Annotated in this window: 17 protein-coding genes; 8 read left to right on the forward strand and 9 right to left on the reverse strand. The window is 70.1% G+C overall.

From position 1 onward, the window contains the following. Positions 1-164: 164 nt before the first annotated feature. On the forward strand, positions 165-1376 hold the full coding sequence (locus tag SLW52_RS10225) for a pyridoxal phosphate-dependent aminotransferase (RefSeq protein ID WP_267092842.1): 1212 nt from the start codon (positions 165-167) through the stop codon (positions 1374-1376). Positions 1377-1414: 38 nt separating this feature from the next. Further along, the gene (locus tag SLW52_RS10230; RefSeq protein WP_226978440.1) at positions 1415-1897 is read left to right on the forward strand and encodes a GNAT family N-acetyltransferase; all 483 of its coding nucleotides are present in this window, start codon (positions 1415-1417) and stop codon (positions 1895-1897) included. 162 nt (positions 1898-2059) lie between these two features. On the opposite strand, the gene SLW52_RS10235 is transcribed toward SLW52_RS10230, so the two are convergent. Then, complete coding sequence (locus SLW52_RS10235; protein WP_017914638.1) at positions 2060-4165, reverse strand: prolyl oligopeptidase family serine peptidase; 2106 nt, start codon at positions 4163-4165, stop codon at positions 2060-2062. A 67-nt stretch (positions 4166-4232) separates the two neighbouring features. After that, the gene (locus SLW52_RS10240; RefSeq protein ID WP_017912049.1) at positions 4233-4532 is read right to left on the reverse strand and encodes a hypothetical protein; all 300 of its coding nucleotides are present in this window, start codon (positions 4530-4532) and stop codon (positions 4233-4235) included. A 167-nt stretch (positions 4533-4699) separates the two neighbouring features. Between SLW52_RS10240 and SLW52_RS10245 the strand changes: the two genes are divergently transcribed. Next, positions 4700-5245, forward strand: a complete 546-nt coding sequence (locus SLW52_RS10245; protein ID WP_223875579.1) for a lipocalin family protein — start codon at positions 4700-4702, stop codon at positions 5243-5245. A gap of 243 nt (positions 5246-5488) precedes the next feature. Beyond that, positions 5489-5905 carry a helix-turn-helix domain-containing protein gene (locus SLW52_RS10250; protein WP_043094676.1) on the forward strand — a complete coding sequence of 139 codons (417 nt, stop codon included), beginning with the start codon at positions 5489-5491 and terminating at the stop codon, positions 5903-5905. A gap of 95 nt (positions 5906-6000) precedes the next feature. Here the strand turns inward: SLW52_RS10250 and SLW52_RS10255 are convergent, their stop codons facing one another. Next, positions 6001-6972 (reverse strand): YafY family protein, encoded by a 972-nt coding sequence (locus SLW52_RS10255; RefSeq protein ID WP_010341069.1) that lies wholly within the window; start codon positions 6970-6972, stop codon positions 6001-6003. Positions 6973-7152: 180 nt separating this feature from the next. Here SLW52_RS10255 and SLW52_RS10260 point away from each other — a divergent pair, with 180 nt between their 5' ends. Further along, a complete protein-coding gene (locus SLW52_RS10260; protein ID WP_017907670.1) occupies positions 7153-7947 on the forward strand; it encodes a DUF481 domain-containing protein in 795 nt (264 codons plus the stop codon). A gap of 378 nt (positions 7948-8325) precedes the next feature. Here the strand turns inward: SLW52_RS10260 and hemC are convergent, their stop codons facing one another. The 4 genes from hemC to mdoH all read right to left on the reverse strand — a co-directional run bounded on the left by hemC (position 8326) and on the right by mdoH (position 12797). Further along, positions 8326-9249 (reverse strand): hydroxymethylbilane synthase, encoded by a 924-nt coding sequence (gene hemC / locus SLW52_RS10265; protein ID WP_320740218.1) that lies wholly within the window; start codon positions 9247-9249, stop codon positions 8326-8328. Between the two features lie 58 nt (positions 9250-9307). After that, positions 9308-10054 carry a LytTR family DNA-binding domain-containing protein gene (locus SLW52_RS10270; RefSeq protein ID WP_320740217.1) on the reverse strand — a complete coding sequence of 249 codons (747 nt, stop codon included), beginning with the start codon at positions 10052-10054 and terminating at the stop codon, positions 9308-9310. A gap of 88 nt (positions 10055-10142) precedes the next feature. After that, a complete protein-coding gene (locus SLW52_RS10275) occupies positions 10143-10808 on the reverse strand; it encodes an alpha/beta hydrolase (RefSeq protein ID WP_017907673.1) in 666 nt (221 codons plus the stop codon). A 39-nt stretch (positions 10809-10847) separates the two neighbouring features. Beyond that, positions 10848-12797, reverse strand: coding sequence for a glucans biosynthesis glucosyltransferase MdoH (gene mdoH / locus SLW52_RS10280; protein WP_320740216.1), 1950 nt, complete (start codon positions 12795-12797; stop codon positions 10848-10850). Between the two features lie 308 nt (positions 12798-13105). Here mdoH and SLW52_RS10285 point away from each other — a divergent pair, with 308 nt between their 5' ends. Next, complete coding sequence (locus SLW52_RS10285; RefSeq protein WP_320740215.1) at positions 13106-13708, forward strand: isochorismatase family cysteine hydrolase; 603 nt, start codon at positions 13106-13108, stop codon at positions 13706-13708. A gap of 6 nt (positions 13709-13714) precedes the next feature. On the opposite strand, the gene SLW52_RS10290 is transcribed toward SLW52_RS10285, so the two are convergent. Further along, positions 13715-15022, reverse strand: a complete 1308-nt coding sequence (locus tag SLW52_RS10290) for an ATP-binding protein (protein WP_152235622.1) — start codon at positions 15020-15022, stop codon at positions 13715-13717. Positions 15023-15137: 115 nt separating this feature from the next. On the opposite strand from SLW52_RS10290, the gene SLW52_RS10295 reads away from it, so the two are divergent. After that, positions 15138-15512 (forward strand): response regulator, encoded by a 375-nt coding sequence (locus tag SLW52_RS10295; protein ID WP_017907677.1) that lies wholly within the window; start codon positions 15138-15140, stop codon positions 15510-15512. A 65-nt stretch (positions 15513-15577) separates the two neighbouring features. Here SLW52_RS10295 and SLW52_RS10300 read toward each other — a convergent pair whose 3' ends face one another. Then, positions 15578-15802 carry a hypothetical protein gene (locus SLW52_RS10300; protein ID WP_193312534.1) on the reverse strand — a complete coding sequence of 75 codons (225 nt, stop codon included), beginning with the start codon at positions 15800-15802 and terminating at the stop codon, positions 15578-15580. A gap of 406 nt (positions 15803-16208) precedes the next feature. Here SLW52_RS10300 and glgA point away from each other — a divergent pair, with 406 nt between their 5' ends. Continuing rightward, positions 16209-17834 carry a glycogen synthase GlgA gene (gene glgA, locus SLW52_RS10305; RefSeq protein WP_295934052.1) on the forward strand — a complete coding sequence of 542 codons (1626 nt, stop codon included), beginning with the start codon at positions 16209-16211 and terminating at the stop codon, positions 17832-17834. Positions 17835-17891 lie beyond the last annotated feature (57 nt).

Here is a 17891-nt window from a genome sequence, read left to right on the forward strand (position 1 = left end):
CAACGCCAGATGCACGGGGGTGCACGGCCCCGACCCACGCCCGATTCGCCCAGGCCCAGCGCCCATCTCGGGTCACGCCGCCACAGCCACCGCGCAATCTGCCGGACCTCGCCGACTGGACGCGGCTAACACGCTCGGGAACACGCTCCTCTATCATCGGCCGCATGGCTTCCCATCCTGGCGACACCCTCAGCGCCTCGCCCGCCGCCCCCGGCTACAGCCGGCGCAGCCGCGAGATCGAACCCTTCCACGTCATGGCCTTGCTGGCCCGCGCCAACGAACTGGAACAGGCCGGCCACGACGTGATCCACCTGGAAATCGGCGAGCCGGACTTCACCACCGCTGCGCCGATCGTCGCCGCCGGCCAGGCCGCGCTGGCTGCCGGCCATACCCGCTACACCGCTGCGCGCGGCCTGCCGGCCCTGCGCCAGGCGCTGGCGGACTTCTACCGGCAGCGCCACGACGTCGACCTGGACCCGGCGCGCATCCTGATCACCCCCGGCGGCTCCGGCGCGCTGCTGCTGGCCAGCGCGCTGCTGGTCGATCCGGGCCGCCACTGGCTGATGGCCGACCCCGGCTACCCGTGCAACCGCCACTTTCTGCGCCTGGTCGAAGGTGCCGCGCAGCTGGTGCCGGTCGGCCCTGACAGCCGCTACCAGTTGACCCCGGAGCTGCTGCAGCGGCACTGGAACGCCGACAGCGTCGGCGCGCTGGTGGCGTCGCCGGCCAACCCCACCGGCACCGTGCTGTCGCGCACCGAACTGGCCGCACTGTCGCAGACGCTGCGCGCCCGCGGCGGGCACCTGGTGGTGGACGAGATCTACCACGGCCTGAGCTACGGCATCGACGCACCCAGCGTGCTGGAAGTCGACGACGACGCCTACGTGCTCAACAGCTTCTCCAAGTACTTCGGCATGACCGGCTGGCGCCTCGGCTGGCTGGTGGCGCCACGCGCGGCAGTGCCGTCGCTGGAGAAGCTGGCGCAGAACCTGTACATCAGCGCGCCCAGCATCGCCCAGCACGCGGCGCTGGCCTGCTTCCTGCCGGAAACGCTGCAGATCCTGGAAGCGCGCCGCGCCGAATTCGCGCAGCGCCGCGACTACCTGCTGCCGGCGCTGCGCGCGCTCGGCTTCCGCATCGACGTCGAGCCGGAGGGCGCGTTCTACCTGTACACCGACGTATCCGATTTCACCGACGATGCGCAGGCGTTCTGCGCGCACTTCCTGGAGACCGAGCACGTCGCGTTCACTCCGGGCGTGGATTTCGGCCGCCATCGCGCCCGCCAGCACGTGCGCATCGCCTACACCCAGAGCCTGCCGCGGCTGCAGGAGGCGGTGGCGCGGATCGCGCGTGGGCTGGGGCGCTGGGCGCGCTGAGGCGACCAGCGGCGGGGGAGACGCGAGTGAAGCCAGCCTTGCTCATCTATCGCGAAGCCATCGAATCCGATCTGGCTGCCATCTGCGCGCTCGGCGAGGAAGTGAACGCTGTCCACCATGACGCGTTTCCCCACATCTTCGCCGGCCCGGGCGAGGCGGACCGCGACGTGGCGCACTGGAAGCGCAGCATCGGCCAGGACAATGCCACCACCATCGTCGCCGAAGCGCAGGGCGTCCTCGTTGGTTTCGTCACGGTCGGCATGGTGTCGGAATCGCACTCACTGCTGCAGCCCATGCGCTTCGGCCGGGTGGGCAGCGTGGGCATCACCCAACGCCATCGCGGCCAGGGGATCGGCCCGGCGCTGATGCAGCGTGCGCACGAGTGGGTGGCGCTGCGCGGCGGTGTCGAAATGCGCCTGAATGTCTGGGCCTTCAACACCCACGCACTGCACGTTTACGAAGAACTGGGTTATGAAGTCCGTTCGCTGACCCTGGTCAAGTCGTTGGCCGACGGGGCCTGAGCACCCGCTGCGGCGACGACCTGAGATCACCTTGAGAACGCGGACAATGCCGGCGCGATCGTGACGCAACGCGACGCATTGCGCGCAGGCTCGACCGCTCATTGGATGGCGCGCCAGGCCGGGAGATGGTCCGCGCCCCAGCCGGGACGCGGACCACACCACTCACTTGGACAGCCGCTCCCACAGGAAGCTGTACGCCAGCGCCTGCATGTGCGCCGCCTGCGCGTTGTTGGCCGCGCCGCCATGACCGCCTTCGATGTTCTCGTAGTAGGTCACGTCCTTGCCGGCGTCGATCATCTTCGCCGCCATCTTCCGCGCATGGCCCGGATGCACGCGGTCGTCGCGGGTGGAGGTCAGGAAGATCACCGGCGGATAGGTCTTCTTCGGATCGAACAGGTGGTACGGCGAGAAGGTCTGGATGAACTTCCAGTCGTCGGTGTCCGGGTTGCCGTACTCGGCCATCCACGAGGCGCCGGCCAGCAGGTGACTGTAGCGCTTCATGTCCAGCAGCGGCACCTGCACCACCACCGCGCCGAACAGCTGCGGATACTGCATCAGCATGTTGCCGGCCATCAGCCCGCCGTTGCTGCCGCCCTGCACGCCCAGGTGCTTGGCCGAGGTGATCTTGCGCGCGACCAGGTCCTGCGCCACCGCCGCCATGTCCTCGTAGGCCTTGTGCCGGTTCTGCTTCAGCGCCGCCTGGTGCCAGCGCGGACCGTACTCGCCGCCGCCGCGGATGTTGGCCAGCGCGTACACGCCACCCTGGTCGAGCCAGGCGCGGCCCAGGCTGCCGGAGTAGAACGGGGTCATCGAGATCTCGAAGCCGCCGTAGGCGTACAGCAGGGTCGGCGCGCTGCCGTCGGCCTTGAGCTGCTTGGGCCGGACCAGGAAGTACGGCACCTTGGTGCCGTCCTTGGACACCGCGAAGTGCTGCTCGATCTCGTCCTTGGACGCGTCGAAGAAGCTCGGCATCGCCTTCAGCGTCTCGATGCTCTTCGGCCCGCGCTGCACGTCGGCCAGCATCAGCGTGGTCGGGGTCAGGAAGTCGGTGGAAGTCAGCCACACCTGGTCGTTCTCGTCGGCATCGACCGCATCGACGCTGGTGCTGCCGAAGGCCAGGTCGCCGACCGGGAACGCCGCACGCGCCCATTCGCCCTCGCCCGGGGTCAGCACCCACAGGCGGCTCTTGACGTCGTCGAGCACGTTCAGCACCAACCGCGACTTGGTCCAGGCGAAGGACGCCAGCGAGGCGGTCTCGGTGGGCGTGAACAGCACCTGGAAGTCGCGCTTGCCGGCCATGAAGTCGTCGAACTTGGTCGCCAGCAGCGCACCGGCCGGGTAGGTCGTGCCGCCCACCGTCCACGGATCGCGCAGTTCCAGGGTCAGCCACTGGCGGTGCACGCCCTTGTTGGCCGAGTTGGGCACGTCGATCTTGGTCAGGCGGCCGTCGGCGCCGCGCAGGTACATCTCGTCGTTGTAGAACGCCAGCGTGCGGCTGACGAAATCGCGCTCGTAGCCGGGCGTGTCGTCGTGCATCGCGGCGATGTACATGTCGTCCGGCTTGCCCTCGTAGACCAGCGTGGCGCTGGTCATCGGGGTGCCGCGCTTCCACTGCTTGACGATGCGCGGGTAGCCGGAGCTGGTCAGCGAGCCGGGGCCGAAGTCGGTGTACAGGTAGACGGTGTCGGCATCGATCCAGCTCAGCCCGCCCTTGGCCTCGGGCCGGAAGAAGCCATCCTTGATCCACTGCTTGGTGCTCAGGTCGAACTCGCGGGTGACGTCGGCGTCGGCGCCGCCGCGCGACAGCGCGATCAGGCAGCGGCGGTACTCCGGGCGCAGGCAGTTGGCGCCATGCCACACCCAGTTCTCGCCCTCGGCCTTGTTCAGCGCGTCCAGGTCCAGCACCGTCTCCCACTTCGGCTCGGGCTTGCGGTACTCATCGAGCGTGGTGCGGCGCCACAGGCCGCGCTCGTGGGCGCGGTCCTTCCACAGGTTGTAGTAGTACGGGCCGATCTTCTGCACGGCCGGGATCTTGGCGTCGGAATCCAGCACCTCGCGGATGCCGGCCTCGCGGGCCTTGAAGGCGGGGGTCTCGGCCAGCCGCGCCTCGGTCTTGGCGTTCTGCGCCTTGACCCAGTCCAGCGCCTTGGTGCCGGTGACGTCTTCGAGCCAGGCGTAGGGGTCTTGGGGCATCGCGGTTTCCTTGGCCGCGGCGGTGCCGGCGGCGAGCAGGCCGGCGATCAGGCAGGCGTGTGCGAGTGAGGACATGTTCGGATCCGTGGAAGGACAGCGCCGCACCGTAGCACGCAGCATCGCCGCCCTCCCCTGCCGAAGGTCAGGCCGGGCGCGCGGTCCGCAGCGCCGGCCGGCGCCGCCGCGCCTGCGCCCGCGGCCTGGCCCGCCACTGCCCCCACAGACGCCGCAGCGGCGGCAGCGGGAAACGATGCAGAGCCCACCAGGCGCTCAACGGCATGCCCAACAGCCACAGCGGCCGCCAGCCCAGCCACTCGCTGTGGCCGCGCGCGGCCGGCCATACCAGGACCAGGGCCAGCCCGGCCAGGATCGCCTGGCGCAGCAGGCGGCGCAGGCCCGGGTGCGGGACGTGGGTGCGCGGGGAGGACGGAACGATCGGCATGACGGCAGCTCCTGGAAGTCGAGGCGCGCAGGTTGCCGCCGCGACATCTCAGGGGCTGCGACGCACCATTGACATGGCGCACGCGCATACTTCACCGGCGTTCGCCCTTCGCCCCGGAATCTCCTATGCGCCTGCTCTCCCTGTTCGCTTCCGTGCTGCTGCTGGGCATGGCCGTCCCGTTGCCGACGGCCCGGGCCAAGGCGCCGGACCCGGAGCAGGAGCCTGCGCAGCCGCCGATCGACCTGCAGCGCTTCATGGGCCGCTGGTACGTGATCGCCCACATCCCGTACTTCGCCGAGCGCGGCCACGTCGCCAGCAGCGACGAGTACACCCTCAAGGAAGACGGCAAGATCGCGGTGCGCTACGAGTACCGCAACGGCTTCGACGAGCCGGTCAAGGAGCTCAACTCGCGCGCCACGGTCAAGGAAGGCACCGGCAACCGCCGCTGGACCACCTGGTTCTTCAGAATGGTGCCCACCAAGTACCGCATCCTGGAAGTGGCGCCGGACTATTCCTGGGCGCTGATCGACTATCCGGGCCGCGATCTGGCCTGGGTGTTCGCGCGCTCGCCGAACATGAGCCACAAGCAGTACCGCGAACTGGTCGACAAGCTGGACCACCAGTACGGGGTCAACATCGACAAGCTCAAGCGCGTGGCGCAGCGCCGCGACCAGGTCGGCAAGCTCGGCTTCGAAGTGCCGAACAAGCCCTGAAGCGGTTCCCGTCGCAGCCGGCTGCGACGCGGACGACCCGATCCGCATTGCGCTGGGCCGGCGCGCGCCGCGCGCCCGTGTGCCGTTCGGGCCACATCAGGCCCCTTACTGCGACCATCCAACGCCGCCACGCCGCCGCACCGCGCGTGGTCTGCACCGGCACCACGATCATCCTTCGCTCAGCGAAGCACCCGGCGCGACCCGTATGATCGGGGCGCCCTCCCCCACAGACAGGTGCACCGCTTGGCCAGCGTCCTCTCCGAACCTCTCGACGAAGCACCGCGCGGCTGCGCGGACACGACCCAGCTGCGCGGCCAGGTGTTCGCGCAGAACTGCCCGTCCCGGGCCGTGCTCAGCCACGTCACCAGCCGCTGGGGCGTGCTGGTGCTGGTGGCGCTGCGCAAGGGCACCCATCGCTTCGGCGACCTGCGCCGCAGCCTGGAAGGGGTCAGCGAGAAGATGCTGTCGCAGACCCTGCAGGCGCTGGAAGCGGACGGCCTGGTGCAGCGTACCGCCTATCCCGTAGTGCCGCCGCACGTGGAGTACGACCTGACCCCGCTCGGCGAGGAAGCCGCGGCGCATGTGCACGCGCTGGTGGACTGGATCGAGCGCAACATCGGCGTGATCCTCGGCGGCGGCGCGCCGCTGGATGCGGCGTAGGCGTCGACCTCCAGGCTGCGACACGCATTGGCGGTAAAGCCGCGGTCGCGGCTGGAGCCGCTCCCACGCGGGCTATCGCAGCGCGCGGCGACGCCTCAGTCGTCGCTGTAATTGCTCAGCGCCAGCGACAGCAGCGCCTTGGCCTGCTCGCGCAGCGAGCGCGGCTCGACGATCTCCGCATCCGAGCCGTAGTGCAGCACGTCCATCAGCAGTTCGCGCGAGACGCTGTAGGGCACCTTCAGTTCGTAGCGGCCATCGGCCAGGAACCGGCCCTGCTGCTTGGAATGCCAGTGCTCGTCGGCGACCCAGCGCGCGGCCTTGGGGCTGAACACGATGGTGGCCCAGCCCTTGGGCGCGCCGGAAAAGATGCCGTAGCTGGCCGCCAGCTGCGAATCCAGTTCGGCGTCGGCCACGTCCTGCGCCGGCTGGTCGAGCAGGCGCGCGTGGTTGATGCGGTCCACCGCGAAGCTGCGCACCGCGTCGCGGCCATGGTCCCAGGCGTCCAGGTACCAATTGTCGCGGTAGTGGGTGATGCGCTGCGGCGACACCGTGCGCTTGGTCGATTCGTCGGTGGAGCGGGCGCGGTAGTCGAAGGACAGGCGCTTGCGCTCCAGCACCGCCGAGGCGACGGTGCGGAAACTGGCTTCGTCGAGCTTGCGGCCGCGGTGCGGGATCACCCGCACCCGCTCCACCGGCCAATGGGTCGCCCCGGCCTGGGCGGCGAGCAGGCTTTCGATGCGCTGCTGCAGCGGCGCCAGCACCGAGGACAGCACCCCGCCGCCGGTGCGCGCCAGCAATTGCTGCGAGGCCAGCAGCGCGTGCAGTTCCTCCGAACTCAGCCACAGCCCGGGCAGCTCGAAACGGTCGCTCTCCCCGGACTCGTAGCGGAAGCCGGCCTCACCGTCGCCCTCCACCGGCGCCATCAGCGCATCGCGCAGGAAGGCCAGATCGCGGTAGACGGTGGCGCGGGAGCAGCCCAGTTCGTCCTGCAGCCGCGCCACCGTCACCGGGTAGCGTGCGGACTTGAGCAGGCGGTGCAGTGCGTTGATGCGTTCGTAGCGGTCCATGGCCCCGATTATGTCTGAGTCGACGGCGGAAAACGCCTGCCTGGCGCGGCAGCCGGCTGCGCGCCCGAACCGCCGATGAAGCCGGCGTCCGGGGCCGGCCAGGGTGTCATGTGGATCCGGTATGATGAAATCGTTTCCATTTCGTTAGCCGAAGGCTGCGTCCTCATCCCCGGAGAAGCCATGTCCCGCCGTGCCACCCTCGTATCCGCCATCGCTTTGTTGCTGCTGAGCACGTCCCCGGCCTGGGCCGCCGACGTCGCCACCTCACCGACAGCCACGGACCCGGCCAGTTCGCCGTGGAGCGGATCGGGCGAACTGGGCTTCGCCTCCTCGCACGGCAACAGCACCAACGAAAGCCTCAACGGCCGGCTCAAGGGCCAGTACGTGGACGGCGACTGGATCCACAGCCTGGACCTGCTCGCCCTGCACGCCAGCGCCGAGTACACCGACACCAATCCGGACGGCACCACCTCGCGCAAGCGCCAGACCACCTCCAACCGCTACACCGGCAGCGCCGGTAGCGCGCTGCAGCTCGGCGAGCACCGCCAGCTGACCGCCTCGCTGCGCTACGAGCGCGACGACTTCGCCACCTACGACCGCCTGGCGACGATCGGCATCGGCTACGGCACCCGGATCATGGACGGCGACCGCCGCAGCATCGACGTGCAGATCGGTCCCGGCGTGCGCCGCGCCCACGACGTGGTCGAGGACCGCACCGAAACCGGCCTGATCGGCCGCGGCCTGGTCGACTTCAAGTACGGCCTGACCAGCAATACCGAGCTGGGTAACACCCTGCTGGTCGAGTCCGGCGCGTACAACACCTTCGCGCAGAACGACCTGGGCATCTCGGTGAGCATGAACGAGCGCCTGGCGCTGAAGGCCGGCTGGCAGGCGCGCTACAACAGCGACGTCAGCGACGACAAGAAGAAGACCGATACCTTGACCACGATGAACCTGGTCTACAAGTTCAAGTGAGCCGGGATTGGGGAGTGGGGATTCGGGATTGGCGCACGGCAGCGCGTCGCCTCGCGACGCCGCAGGGCTGACCCGTTGATTCGCTTCTCGCAGGAACCGCTGCAGCCGCGCCCCGCCAGCACGGCACGCAATGGCGTTGGCGCGCAGGGACCAATGCACCTCACCTGCAGGAGCGGCGTCAGCCGCGACAGGCTTTCCCGGTAACGCCTATCGCGGCTGCAGCCGCTCCCCCACGCGCGCAACCGGCACTGCCGGGATCTGCACTGTGGGAGGGACTTCAGTCCCGCCGACGGAGGGTGTCAGTCCGCTTTCGGCTTCGCTTGTCGCGGCTGCATGACAGGTGACCCCCACCGTCGCTGGCGCGGACTGCGCACGCCCTCAGGCCGGCAGATCGACATCCAGCAGTTCGCGCGCGCCGGCGCCGATCAGGGCCTCGGCCACGGCCTGGCCCAGCGCCTGCGGATCCTGCGCACTGCGCTGCAGGTCGGCGCGCACCAGGCGCCCGTCGGCGACGCCACCGACCAGGCCCTGCAACAGCAGGTCCTCGCCGCGCCGTTGCGCGAAGGCCGCCACCGGCACGTGGCAGCTGCCGTGCAGGGCGCGGTTCATCGCCCGCTCGGCCTCCACGCAGATGCGGGTCGGGGCGTCGTCGAGCGCGGCGAACAATGCCAGCGCGTCGCTGGCGTCCTCGCGGCATTCCACCGCGATGGCGCCCTGCGCCGGGGCCGGCAGCCAGTCCGGCGCCTGCAGGCGCTGGGTGATGCGCCCCTCCAGGCCCAACCGCTGCAGGCCGGCGCAGGCCAGCACGATGCCGTCGTAGCCGCCGTTGTCGAGCTTGGCCAGGCGCGTGTTGACGTTGCCGCGCAGGTCCAGCAGTTCCAGGTCCGGGCGCCGCGCGCGCAGTTGCGCCTGCCGCCGCAGCGAGGAGGTGCCGACGCGCGCGCCGAGCGGCAGCGCGTCCAGCGAGGCGTAGAGGTTGGAGATCAGCGCATCGGCCGGATCGGCGCGCGGCAGGATCGCCGGCAGCACGAACGGCGGATCCAGCTCCATCGGCACGTCCTTGAGCGAATGCACCGCGCAATCGGCCTCGCCGCGCAGCATCGCCAGCTCCAGTTCCTTCAGGAACAGGCCCTTTCCGCCGATCGCCGCCAGCGAGCGGTCCAGGACTTCGTCGCCGCGGGTGCTCATCGGCACCAGCACCACGTCCAGGTGCGGGTGCGCGCGGCGCAGGCAGGCGGCGACATGCTCGCTCTGCCACAGGGCGAGCGGACTCTTGCGGGTAGCGATGCGCAGGATCTTCATGCGCGCATTATCGCGGAAAGCCGCCGTCCGCCGCTGCACGCGGGCGGCCCGGGCGGCGTCAGCGCTGGTGGATCTCCTTGCGCAGCTGCGCCACGCAGCGCCGGCTGACCTCCAGCGGCTGCTTGCCATGGCGCAGCACCGCCTGCACCTGGCCCTCGCCGAGCCGGCGCAGTTCCACCAGTTCGTGGCGTGCGACCAGGCAGTTGCGGTGGATGCGCACGAAGCGCTCGGCGAACTCCTCCTCCAGCGCGCGCAGCGATTCCTCGATCAGGTCCTCGCCGCGCGCGTGGTGCACGACCACGTACTTTTCCTCGGCCTGCAGGTAGTGGATGTCGTCGACCGGGATCAGCCGCAGGCTGCCGCGCAGGCGCGCGCACAGGTGGGTGCGGCGCTGCGGGGCCGGCGCCGCGGCGTCGCCGTTGCCGCGTCCGGCCATGAACGTACGGGCGCGCTGCAGGGCCGCGGCCAGGCGCTCGGCGCGCACCGGCTTCATCAGGTAGTCGATCGCCGCCGCCTCGAACGCGGACAGCGCATGCGCGTCGTAGGCGGTACAGAACACCACGGCCGGGCGCGGTTCGAAGGTGGCCAGATGGCGCGCGGCCTCCAGGCCGTCGAGGCCGGGCATGGCGATGTCCAGCAGCACCAGGTCCGGCTGCGCCGCGGCGCAGGCGTGCAGCGCGTCCATGCCGTTGGCGGCTTCGGCCACCACTTCCACGCCGGCATGCGCGGCCAGCAGCGTGCGCAGGCGTTCGCGCGCCAGGGGTTCGTCGTCGGCGATCAGCACCTTCACCCAGGTCTCCCTCACTCGACTGGCGTGCGCTGCGGCCGATACTAGCCCTGGTTCCGGGCGCCCGCCATCGGCATCGCACCATGCCGCCATGCGGCCGCTGCAATCAGCTGCCGGCGAGGCAGGCGTCCATCCAGTCGCCCAGGTCGGCGATTTCCTCGGCGCAGACCTGGTGCGCCATCGGATAGCGTCGCCACTGCACCGGCATGCCCAGCGCCTGCAGGGTCTGCGCGGTACGCTCGGCGTAGGTCTGCGGGATCACCGGGTCGCCCTGGCCGTGGGCCATGAACAGCGGTTGCCGCAGGGCCGCCGGGACGTGCCAGTTGGCGACGCTCTCCAGTTCCGGCAGGTAGGTGGACAGCCCGATCAGGCCGGCCAGCGGCCGTTCGCGGCGCAGGCCGGCGGCCAGGGTGATCGCGCCGCCCTGGGAAAAGCCGGCCAGCAGCAGGCGCTCGGCCGGCACGCCGCGCGCGTCCTCGCGCGCGATCAACTCCTCGACCTGGGCCACCGATTCGGCGACGCCGGCACTGTCGGCGCGGTTGGAGAAGTCCATGCTGACGATGTCGTACCAGGCGCGCATGCGCACGCCGTTGTTGACCGTCACCGGCCGCACCGGCGCGTGCGGGAACACGAAGCGCAGCGCCGGCCAGTGCGGCCGCACCAGTTCCGGCACCAGCGGCGCGAAGTCGTTGCCGTCGGCGCCCAGGCCGTGCAGCCACAGGACGGTCCAGCGCGGCGCGGCGCCGGTTTCGTGTTCCACTGTCTCCAGCATGTCGGTTCCCGATGAATGAGGCCGGATAGTATGCCGGCCTCAGCCCTGGGCCTGCGCCTCGGCCTCGGCCCGGCGTGCGGCGGCCTCGCGGCGCAGTTCGGCGGCGCGCAGCAGCACTGCCGGCGGTTGCGACTCCTCGGGAATGGCGAGGATGCGCAGCTTGCGCAGCCACAGGCCGGCGGCGCGCGAGGAGCTGATCGCCACCACCGGCACCGCCAGCGCCATGCCGATCACCACCGGCGCCATCCATGCCGCCAGCGACGGCGACACGGCATAGGCCATGCCGCCCATCAGCAGGCCGAACGCACTCAGTCCGCCGTAGCTGCGCAACAGCGCCGACCACGAAATGCGGCCATCGTCGCGCTGCTGCGCGTCCCAGCCCGAGTCCTTGCCGGCCAGCACCTCGGCCACGCCGCGCGACTGCACGTACATCACCACCGGCGCCATCAGCGCGGCCAGCAGGGTTTCCAGCAGCATGCTGGCGAAGGCGCGCAGCCCGCCGCCGCAGCCGCGGCGTTCGCCGGGCTTGAGCAGCATCGCGAAGTAGCCCATCACCTTGGGCGCCAGCAGCACGAACATGGTCACCGCGAACACCCAGGCCACCCGCGTGGAGTCCTGCTGGTGCCAGTAGCGCGCTGGCGAGAACGGCGAGATCACCGAGGCGACCAGGTCGAAACCGCCGTTCTGCAGCGGAATGGCGATGCCGATCAGCATCAGCATGCCCCACATCGGTGCGGTGAAGTAATGGCCGATGCCGATCAGCATGTGCATGCGGCTGACCCAGTGCAGGCCGCGCGCGCGCACCACCTTGGAGTGCTGCAGGTTGCCCTGGCACCAGCGGCGGTCGCGCACCAGCAGGTCGGTCAGCGTCGGCGGGCCTTCCTCGTAGCTGCCCTGCAGGTACGGCACCATGTGCATCGCCCAGCCCCCGCGGCGCATCAGCGCCGCCTCGACGAAGTCGTGGCTGAGCACGTGGCCGCAGAACGGCTTGCGCCCGGGCAGCGACGGCAGGCCCGCCTGCGCGGCGAAGGCCTCGGTGCGGATCATCGCGTTGTGACCCCAGTAGTTGCTTTCCGCCCCATGCCACCAGGCCACGCCGAAGGCGATCACCGGGCCGTAGACGCGGCCGCCGAACTGCTGCATGCGCGCGAACAGGGTGTTGCCGTTGACCACTTCCGGCAGGGTCTGGATCAGGCCGACGTCGGGGTTGGCCTCCATGCCGGCAGCCAGGCGCACGATGCTGTCGCCGGTCATCAGGCTGTCGGCGTCCAGGATCAGCATCTGCGGATAGGCGCCGCCGAAGCGGCGTACCCAGTCGGCGATGTTGCCGGCCTTGCGCCCGGCATTGCTGGCGCGGCGCCGGTAGAACAAGCGGCCTTGGCCGCCGACGCGCTCCACCAGCTCGGCGTACACCTTCTCTTCTTCCGCGCCGATGGCCGGGCGCGTGGTGTCGCTGAGGATGAAGAAATCGAAGCGCTCGATCTGGCCGGTGGCCGCCACCGATTCGTAGATCGCCTGCAGGCCGGCCATCAGCCGGTGCGGATCCTCGTTGTAGGTGGGCATCAGCAGCGCGGTGCGGTTGCGCACCTGCGGCAGCGGCGCGTCCGGATCGATGCCGAGCTTGCGGCCCTTGCCGAACACCAGAGTGAAGAAGCCGGCCAGCGCGCTCACGAACGACAGCGCGATCCAGGCGAACAACGGGATGAACAGCACCATCAGACAGGCTTCGAGCACGCTCACGCCGCCGATCACCAAGACCTTGCCGATCAGCCAACTGGCGTAGGCGGTCATCGCCGCGGTGGTGCCGAACACGTAGAAGCGCCGCCAGCCGATCCCGAACGGGGTGCTGGGCAGGCGCGTGTTGCGCAGTTTGCCTTCCTGCAGCGACTGCAGCGGCATGGCCAGCGGCGCCTCGGGCGGCAGGACCGCGTGGCCGGCATCCAGGGGAGCATCGACGTGCACGACCGGTGTGGGGGCGACCGTGCTCATGCGATCCGCCGACCGCGTCCGGCGCCGCAGCGCCATCGGGAAGTGCCGCGGGCGGACGGCATGGCGGATGCCGCCGCGGCCACGCGCGCCTGGTTGTGTTCGCCAGTTGGTACCACGTGCTCTCCTGTCGACGGGCAAGGACGCCGGTCAATGTAAACCCTAAATAGTAAGCTTTCGCGAAGGTGGCCAGCGGCGCCGCCGAGGTGGCGCCGGCCGATCCGTTCAGCCATGCCGCCGTCACCTGCGCTCACCCGCGTTTCACCCGTCGCGCCGACCATGAAGCCAGTCCGGCAATGGAGGATCGACGCATGCGCCAGCCCGCCCGGCGACGCACAGGCACCCAGCGGCAACCCGCGACGCCGCACGGGGCGCCGGCGCTGCTGATCGTGGACATGATCAGCCGTTTCGACTTCCCGGACGGCGCACGGCTGGCGGAGGCCGCACTCCCGGTGGCCGAGCGCATCGCCCAGCTCCGCGCGCGCTTCCATCGCCGCGGCTGGCCGGTGCTGTTCGCCAACGACAACTTCGCCGACTGGCGGACCGATTTCGAAGGTCTGTGGACCCTGTGCGCCGACCCGAAGCAGCGCGGCGAACGCATTGCCGCCTGCCTGGCGCCGCGCCCGCAGGACTATTACGTGCTCAAGCCCAAGCACTCCGCCTTCCTCGGTTCGGCCCTGGCCCTGCTGCTGGCGCGACTGCAGACCACCCGCCTGCTGGTCACCGGCATCGCCACCGACGCCTGCGTGCCGGCGACCGCGATCGATGCGCGCATGCGCGATTTCCAGGTGCAGGTGCCGCCCTCGTGCTGCGCGGCGCTGGATGCCGGGCGCCAGCAACGGGCGCTGCAGGTGCTGCGCGAGGCCTTCGCGGTGCGCATCAGCGACCGGCTGCCGGTGCGCGCAGGCGGATGAGCGTGGTTACTCCGCCGTCGGCACCGGCATCGGGTCGGCGCCCTCGCCCTCGTCGCCGAGCGGCCGCGCCACGAACGGGAACGCCAGGGTGATGGTGGTGCCGCGTCCCAGTTCCGATTCCACGTCGACGAAGCCGCCGGCCTGGCGCACCAGACCGTAGACCTGGGCCAGCCCCAGGCCGGTGCCCTTGCCCTCGGGTTTGGTGGTGAAGTACGCCTCGAACAGGCGCGACTTGACCGCATCGGACATGCCCTCGCCCTGGTCGCTGACCGCCAGGGTCACGTAGCGGCCGGGCTGGCGCATCGCCGCCGCGCGCGACGGCGGCACCTCCAGCGCGCCGCAGCGGATCGTCACCGCATCGCCGGGGCGGCTGGCGTCGCGCGCGTTCAACGCCAGATTCAGTACCGCCTGCTCGACCGCGTTGCGGTCGGCATAGGTCGTCGCCACCTCGGCGCATGCAAGCAATTGCAGGCGCATCTCGCCGCCCAGCGCCTGCGCCAACAACGGCTGCATCTGCGTCACCAGCGCGTTCAGGTCCAGCCAGATCGGCTTGACCGGGTGCGCGCGGGCGAAGCCGAGCAGGCGCCGGGTCATGCCCGCGCCGTGCTGCAAGGCCTCGTTGGCGATGGCGAGCAGCCGTTGCTGGTCCGGCTGCAGGCGCTGCGGATGGTCGGCGACCATGCTCACCGAGGTGATCGCGGTATGCAGCATGTTGTTGAAGTCGTGGACCACGCCGGCAAGCATCTGCCCCACCGCCTCGCCCTTCTGCGCCTGGGTCATCGCGCGCTCGGCCACGCGCTGCGCGGCCAGGGCGATGTCCAGTTGCCCGCGCAGCTGCGACTGCTCGGTCTGCCAGCGACGGCCCAGCGCAGCGGCATCGTCGGCGTCCATCGTGTCGCCCCGGCCCTCGATCGGGGCGAGGTGACCCAGCGCGCGCAGGGCCTGTTCGACCTGGTGTTGCTGGGTGACGTCGCGGCTGATCACCAGCACGCTTTCCACCCGCGCCGAGGCGTTGGCCAGCGGACTGACCATCACGTGCCACCAGCGCCGCCGTCCATCCAGCGAGGGGCGCTCCGCCCAGAATTCACGCTGCTCGTTGCCCAACGCCGCAGCAAAGGCGCCCTGGGTCAGCGAGCGCATGTCCTCGGGCCACAGCTCGACCCAGTTGTGGCCGACGACGTCGGCGGGGTCGGACACGCCGAGCAGGGCCAACCCGTGGGGATTGATCGAGCGCACGACGCCGTCGCGGCCGACTTCCTTGATGCAGTCGTGGGAGAGCTCGACGATCTGCCGATAGTGGGCGTGCGTGGTCAAGCTGCGTCTCGCAGTAAGTAAGGTCGAGAATATCGGGATTTGCGGGACGTCACCAGCGCTTCACCGACGAATCGTGAAGCTGCAGTGGATTATTTATTAAAGCGATCCCTGCATTATGCGCGTCACCTCCGCCTCCACCACCATTCTTCTGGTGGAGGACGACCAGACGATCCGGGAGTTGGCCGCCGCCATGCTGGCCGCCGATGGATACCGGGTCCTGTCGGCGGCGACCGCGCAGGAAGCACTGGCGGTGCTGGAACGGCATCCGGACGTGGCGTTGATCTTCAGCGATGTGCAGATGCCGCGCTGCGACGGCTTGAGCATGGTGCGCCAGTTGCGCCGCCGCGGCATCGTCACCCCGGCCCTGCTGACCTCCGGCATGCACGCACCGGAACCATGGATGCTGCCGGAGCACACCGGCTTTCTGCCGAAACCTTACCGCCGCACCGATCTGCTGGCGGCCCTGGATCGTCTGCAGACCGGAGCCTGAGCGGGGCGCCACCCCACACCGCTTCCCCACGGCAATCGCATCCGACAGACGACCGGCCAGCGAATTCAGGCGAAGACCAGCTTTCCGTACCGTGCCGAACGGATCGCCGCCAGGCGCTCGGCGACGAAATAGGCGCCGGCGTTGGCATCGCGGAAATACACGCCGTCGAACGCGTGCCGGCCGAGCACCGCACCGTCGTGGCCACTGATGCAGATCTGCGGCTCGAGCACGCCATCCGGGCACGTACGCAGTAGCCCGTCGAGGACGAAGCCGTCCAGCTCGCGGCGCATCTGCGGTTTCAAGACTGTCATGAGCACACTGCACCATAGACCGCATGAAGCTCGCACAACGGAGGTGGCGACCACGGTCGCACGGGAGCGCGGCACGTGTCGGCAACGGAAGCTAAACGATTCATTCGCACGTGCAACGCGATCCATGCTTGCGGCGTCTGACGTTCGGCAAATCCACTATGCGCCGCACTCTCCATTTCGCCGTAGACAAGCGCGCGCTTCACGCCTCTTTTATCGCGCCATTTGTACTTTGCTCGTGCATTATCGCACTGCAACATCGCCGTTCCGTTTCGACGCTGCCGTGCCTCTTCCTTCGCTTCACGTCGCGCGCCCGCCAGGACGCGCGCCGGCAGTCGCTTTCCGATTTTCGTGTGCCCCGTCCTCCCCCTTCCCAGACGGAACCGCCATGTCGCCCCCCACTCCCGCCGACCTGACCGACAGACAACGCGATACCCATCCGGTGCTGCATGCGCCGCGCCGCCGCTACCGCGATGCGCGCGGCCGCTTCGTCCGCAATGCCGAGGTGACCGTCAAGCTGCACCCGGCGCCGCGCCGGACCAGCCTGTTCGTGACCTCCGAGATGGCCGACTTCATCAAGGCCGGCGGCCTGGGCGACGTGGCCGCGGCCTTGCCGCGCGCGCTGCGCGGCAGCTGCGACATCCGCGTGCTGATCCCGGGCTACCCGGCGGTGCTGCGCACGACCGGGCCGCTGGAGATCGTCGGCCGCATCGCCGCACATGCCGGGCTGCCGGATTGCGCGCTGGGCCGGGCCGAGCGTCCGGATGGTCTGTGCGTCTACGTGCTGCTGTGCCCGCAGTTGTTCGAGCGACAGGGTTCGCCCTACGTGTGCAGCGAAGGCCGCGACTGGGAAGACAACGCGCTGCGCTTCGCCACCCTGTCCCACGCCGCCGCGCAGATCGCCGGCGGTCAGGCCGGGCTGGACTGGACGCCGGAGCTGCTGCACCTCAACGACTGGCCGTGTGCGCTGGCCGCTGCCTACGTGCGCTGGTCCGGCGGCCGCACGCCGTGTCTGCTGACCATCCACAACCTCGCCTACCAGGGGCTGTTTCCGTATGCGATGGCCGGCGCCCTGGGCATCCCCGCCGAGGGCCTGCAGGACCTGGAGTTCTACGGGCAGATGTCGTTCCTGCGTGCCGGCATCGTCCACGCCGACCATGTGAACACGGTCAGCGTCAGCTACGCGGCGCAGATCACCGGCCCGGCGCAGGGCTGCGGCCTGGACGCGCTGCTGGCGCGGCGCGCCGCCAGCGGCCGCCTCAGCGGGATCGTCAACGGCATCGACGCCAGTTGGGACCCGCGCACCGACACGCACCTGCCGGCGCACTTCGGTGTCGGCCAGATCCAGGGCAAGCGCGAGAACGCGGCGCAGGTGCGCCAGGCGTTCGGCCTGCTCGACAGCGACGGTCCGCTGTTCGCGGTGGTCTCGCGGCTGGTGCACCAGAAGGGCCTGGACCTGATCTGCGAGGTGGCGCCGCAGATCGTCGCCGCCGGCGGACAGATCGTGATCATCGGCGGCGGCGAGCCGCAGATCGAGCAGGCGGTGGCGGCGCTGGCGCGGCGTTACCCCGGCCATGTCGGCGCGCACATCGGCTTCGAAGAGCCGCTGGCGCGGCGCATGTTCGCCGGCTCCGACTTCCTGCTGATGCCCTCGCGCTTCGAGCCCTGCGGGCTGAGCCAGATGTACGCGCAGCGCTTCGGCAGCCTGCCGATCGCCCACGCCACCGGCGGCCTGATCGACACGGTGGACGACGGCGTCACCGGCTTCCTGTTCGAGGAAGCCTCGGCCGACGGCCTGCGCCGCTGCCTGCAACGGGTGTTCCGCACCTTCCGCCTGCCGGGTCTGCTGCAGGCGATGCGTCGCGCGGCGATGCTGCGGCCCAGCGGCTGGGAGCTGGCCGGGCGCAAGTACATGGCGCTGTACGAGCGCACTGCCGCCACGACCGTCGGCAACATCCCGGCCGCGGCCAGCGCCACGGTGTCGGCCACCGCGAGTGCCATGGCCGCCGCATGAGCGATCGGGAACACGCCGTGGACCCAGCCGCCGGCGGGGACCCGGCGGCGGACACGG

The organism is Xanthomonas sp. LF02-5 (genome assembly GCF_034105325.1).
GTDB classification, from domain to species: domain Bacteria; phylum Pseudomonadota; class Gammaproteobacteria; order Xanthomonadales; family Xanthomonadaceae; genus Xanthomonas_A; species Xanthomonas_A sontii.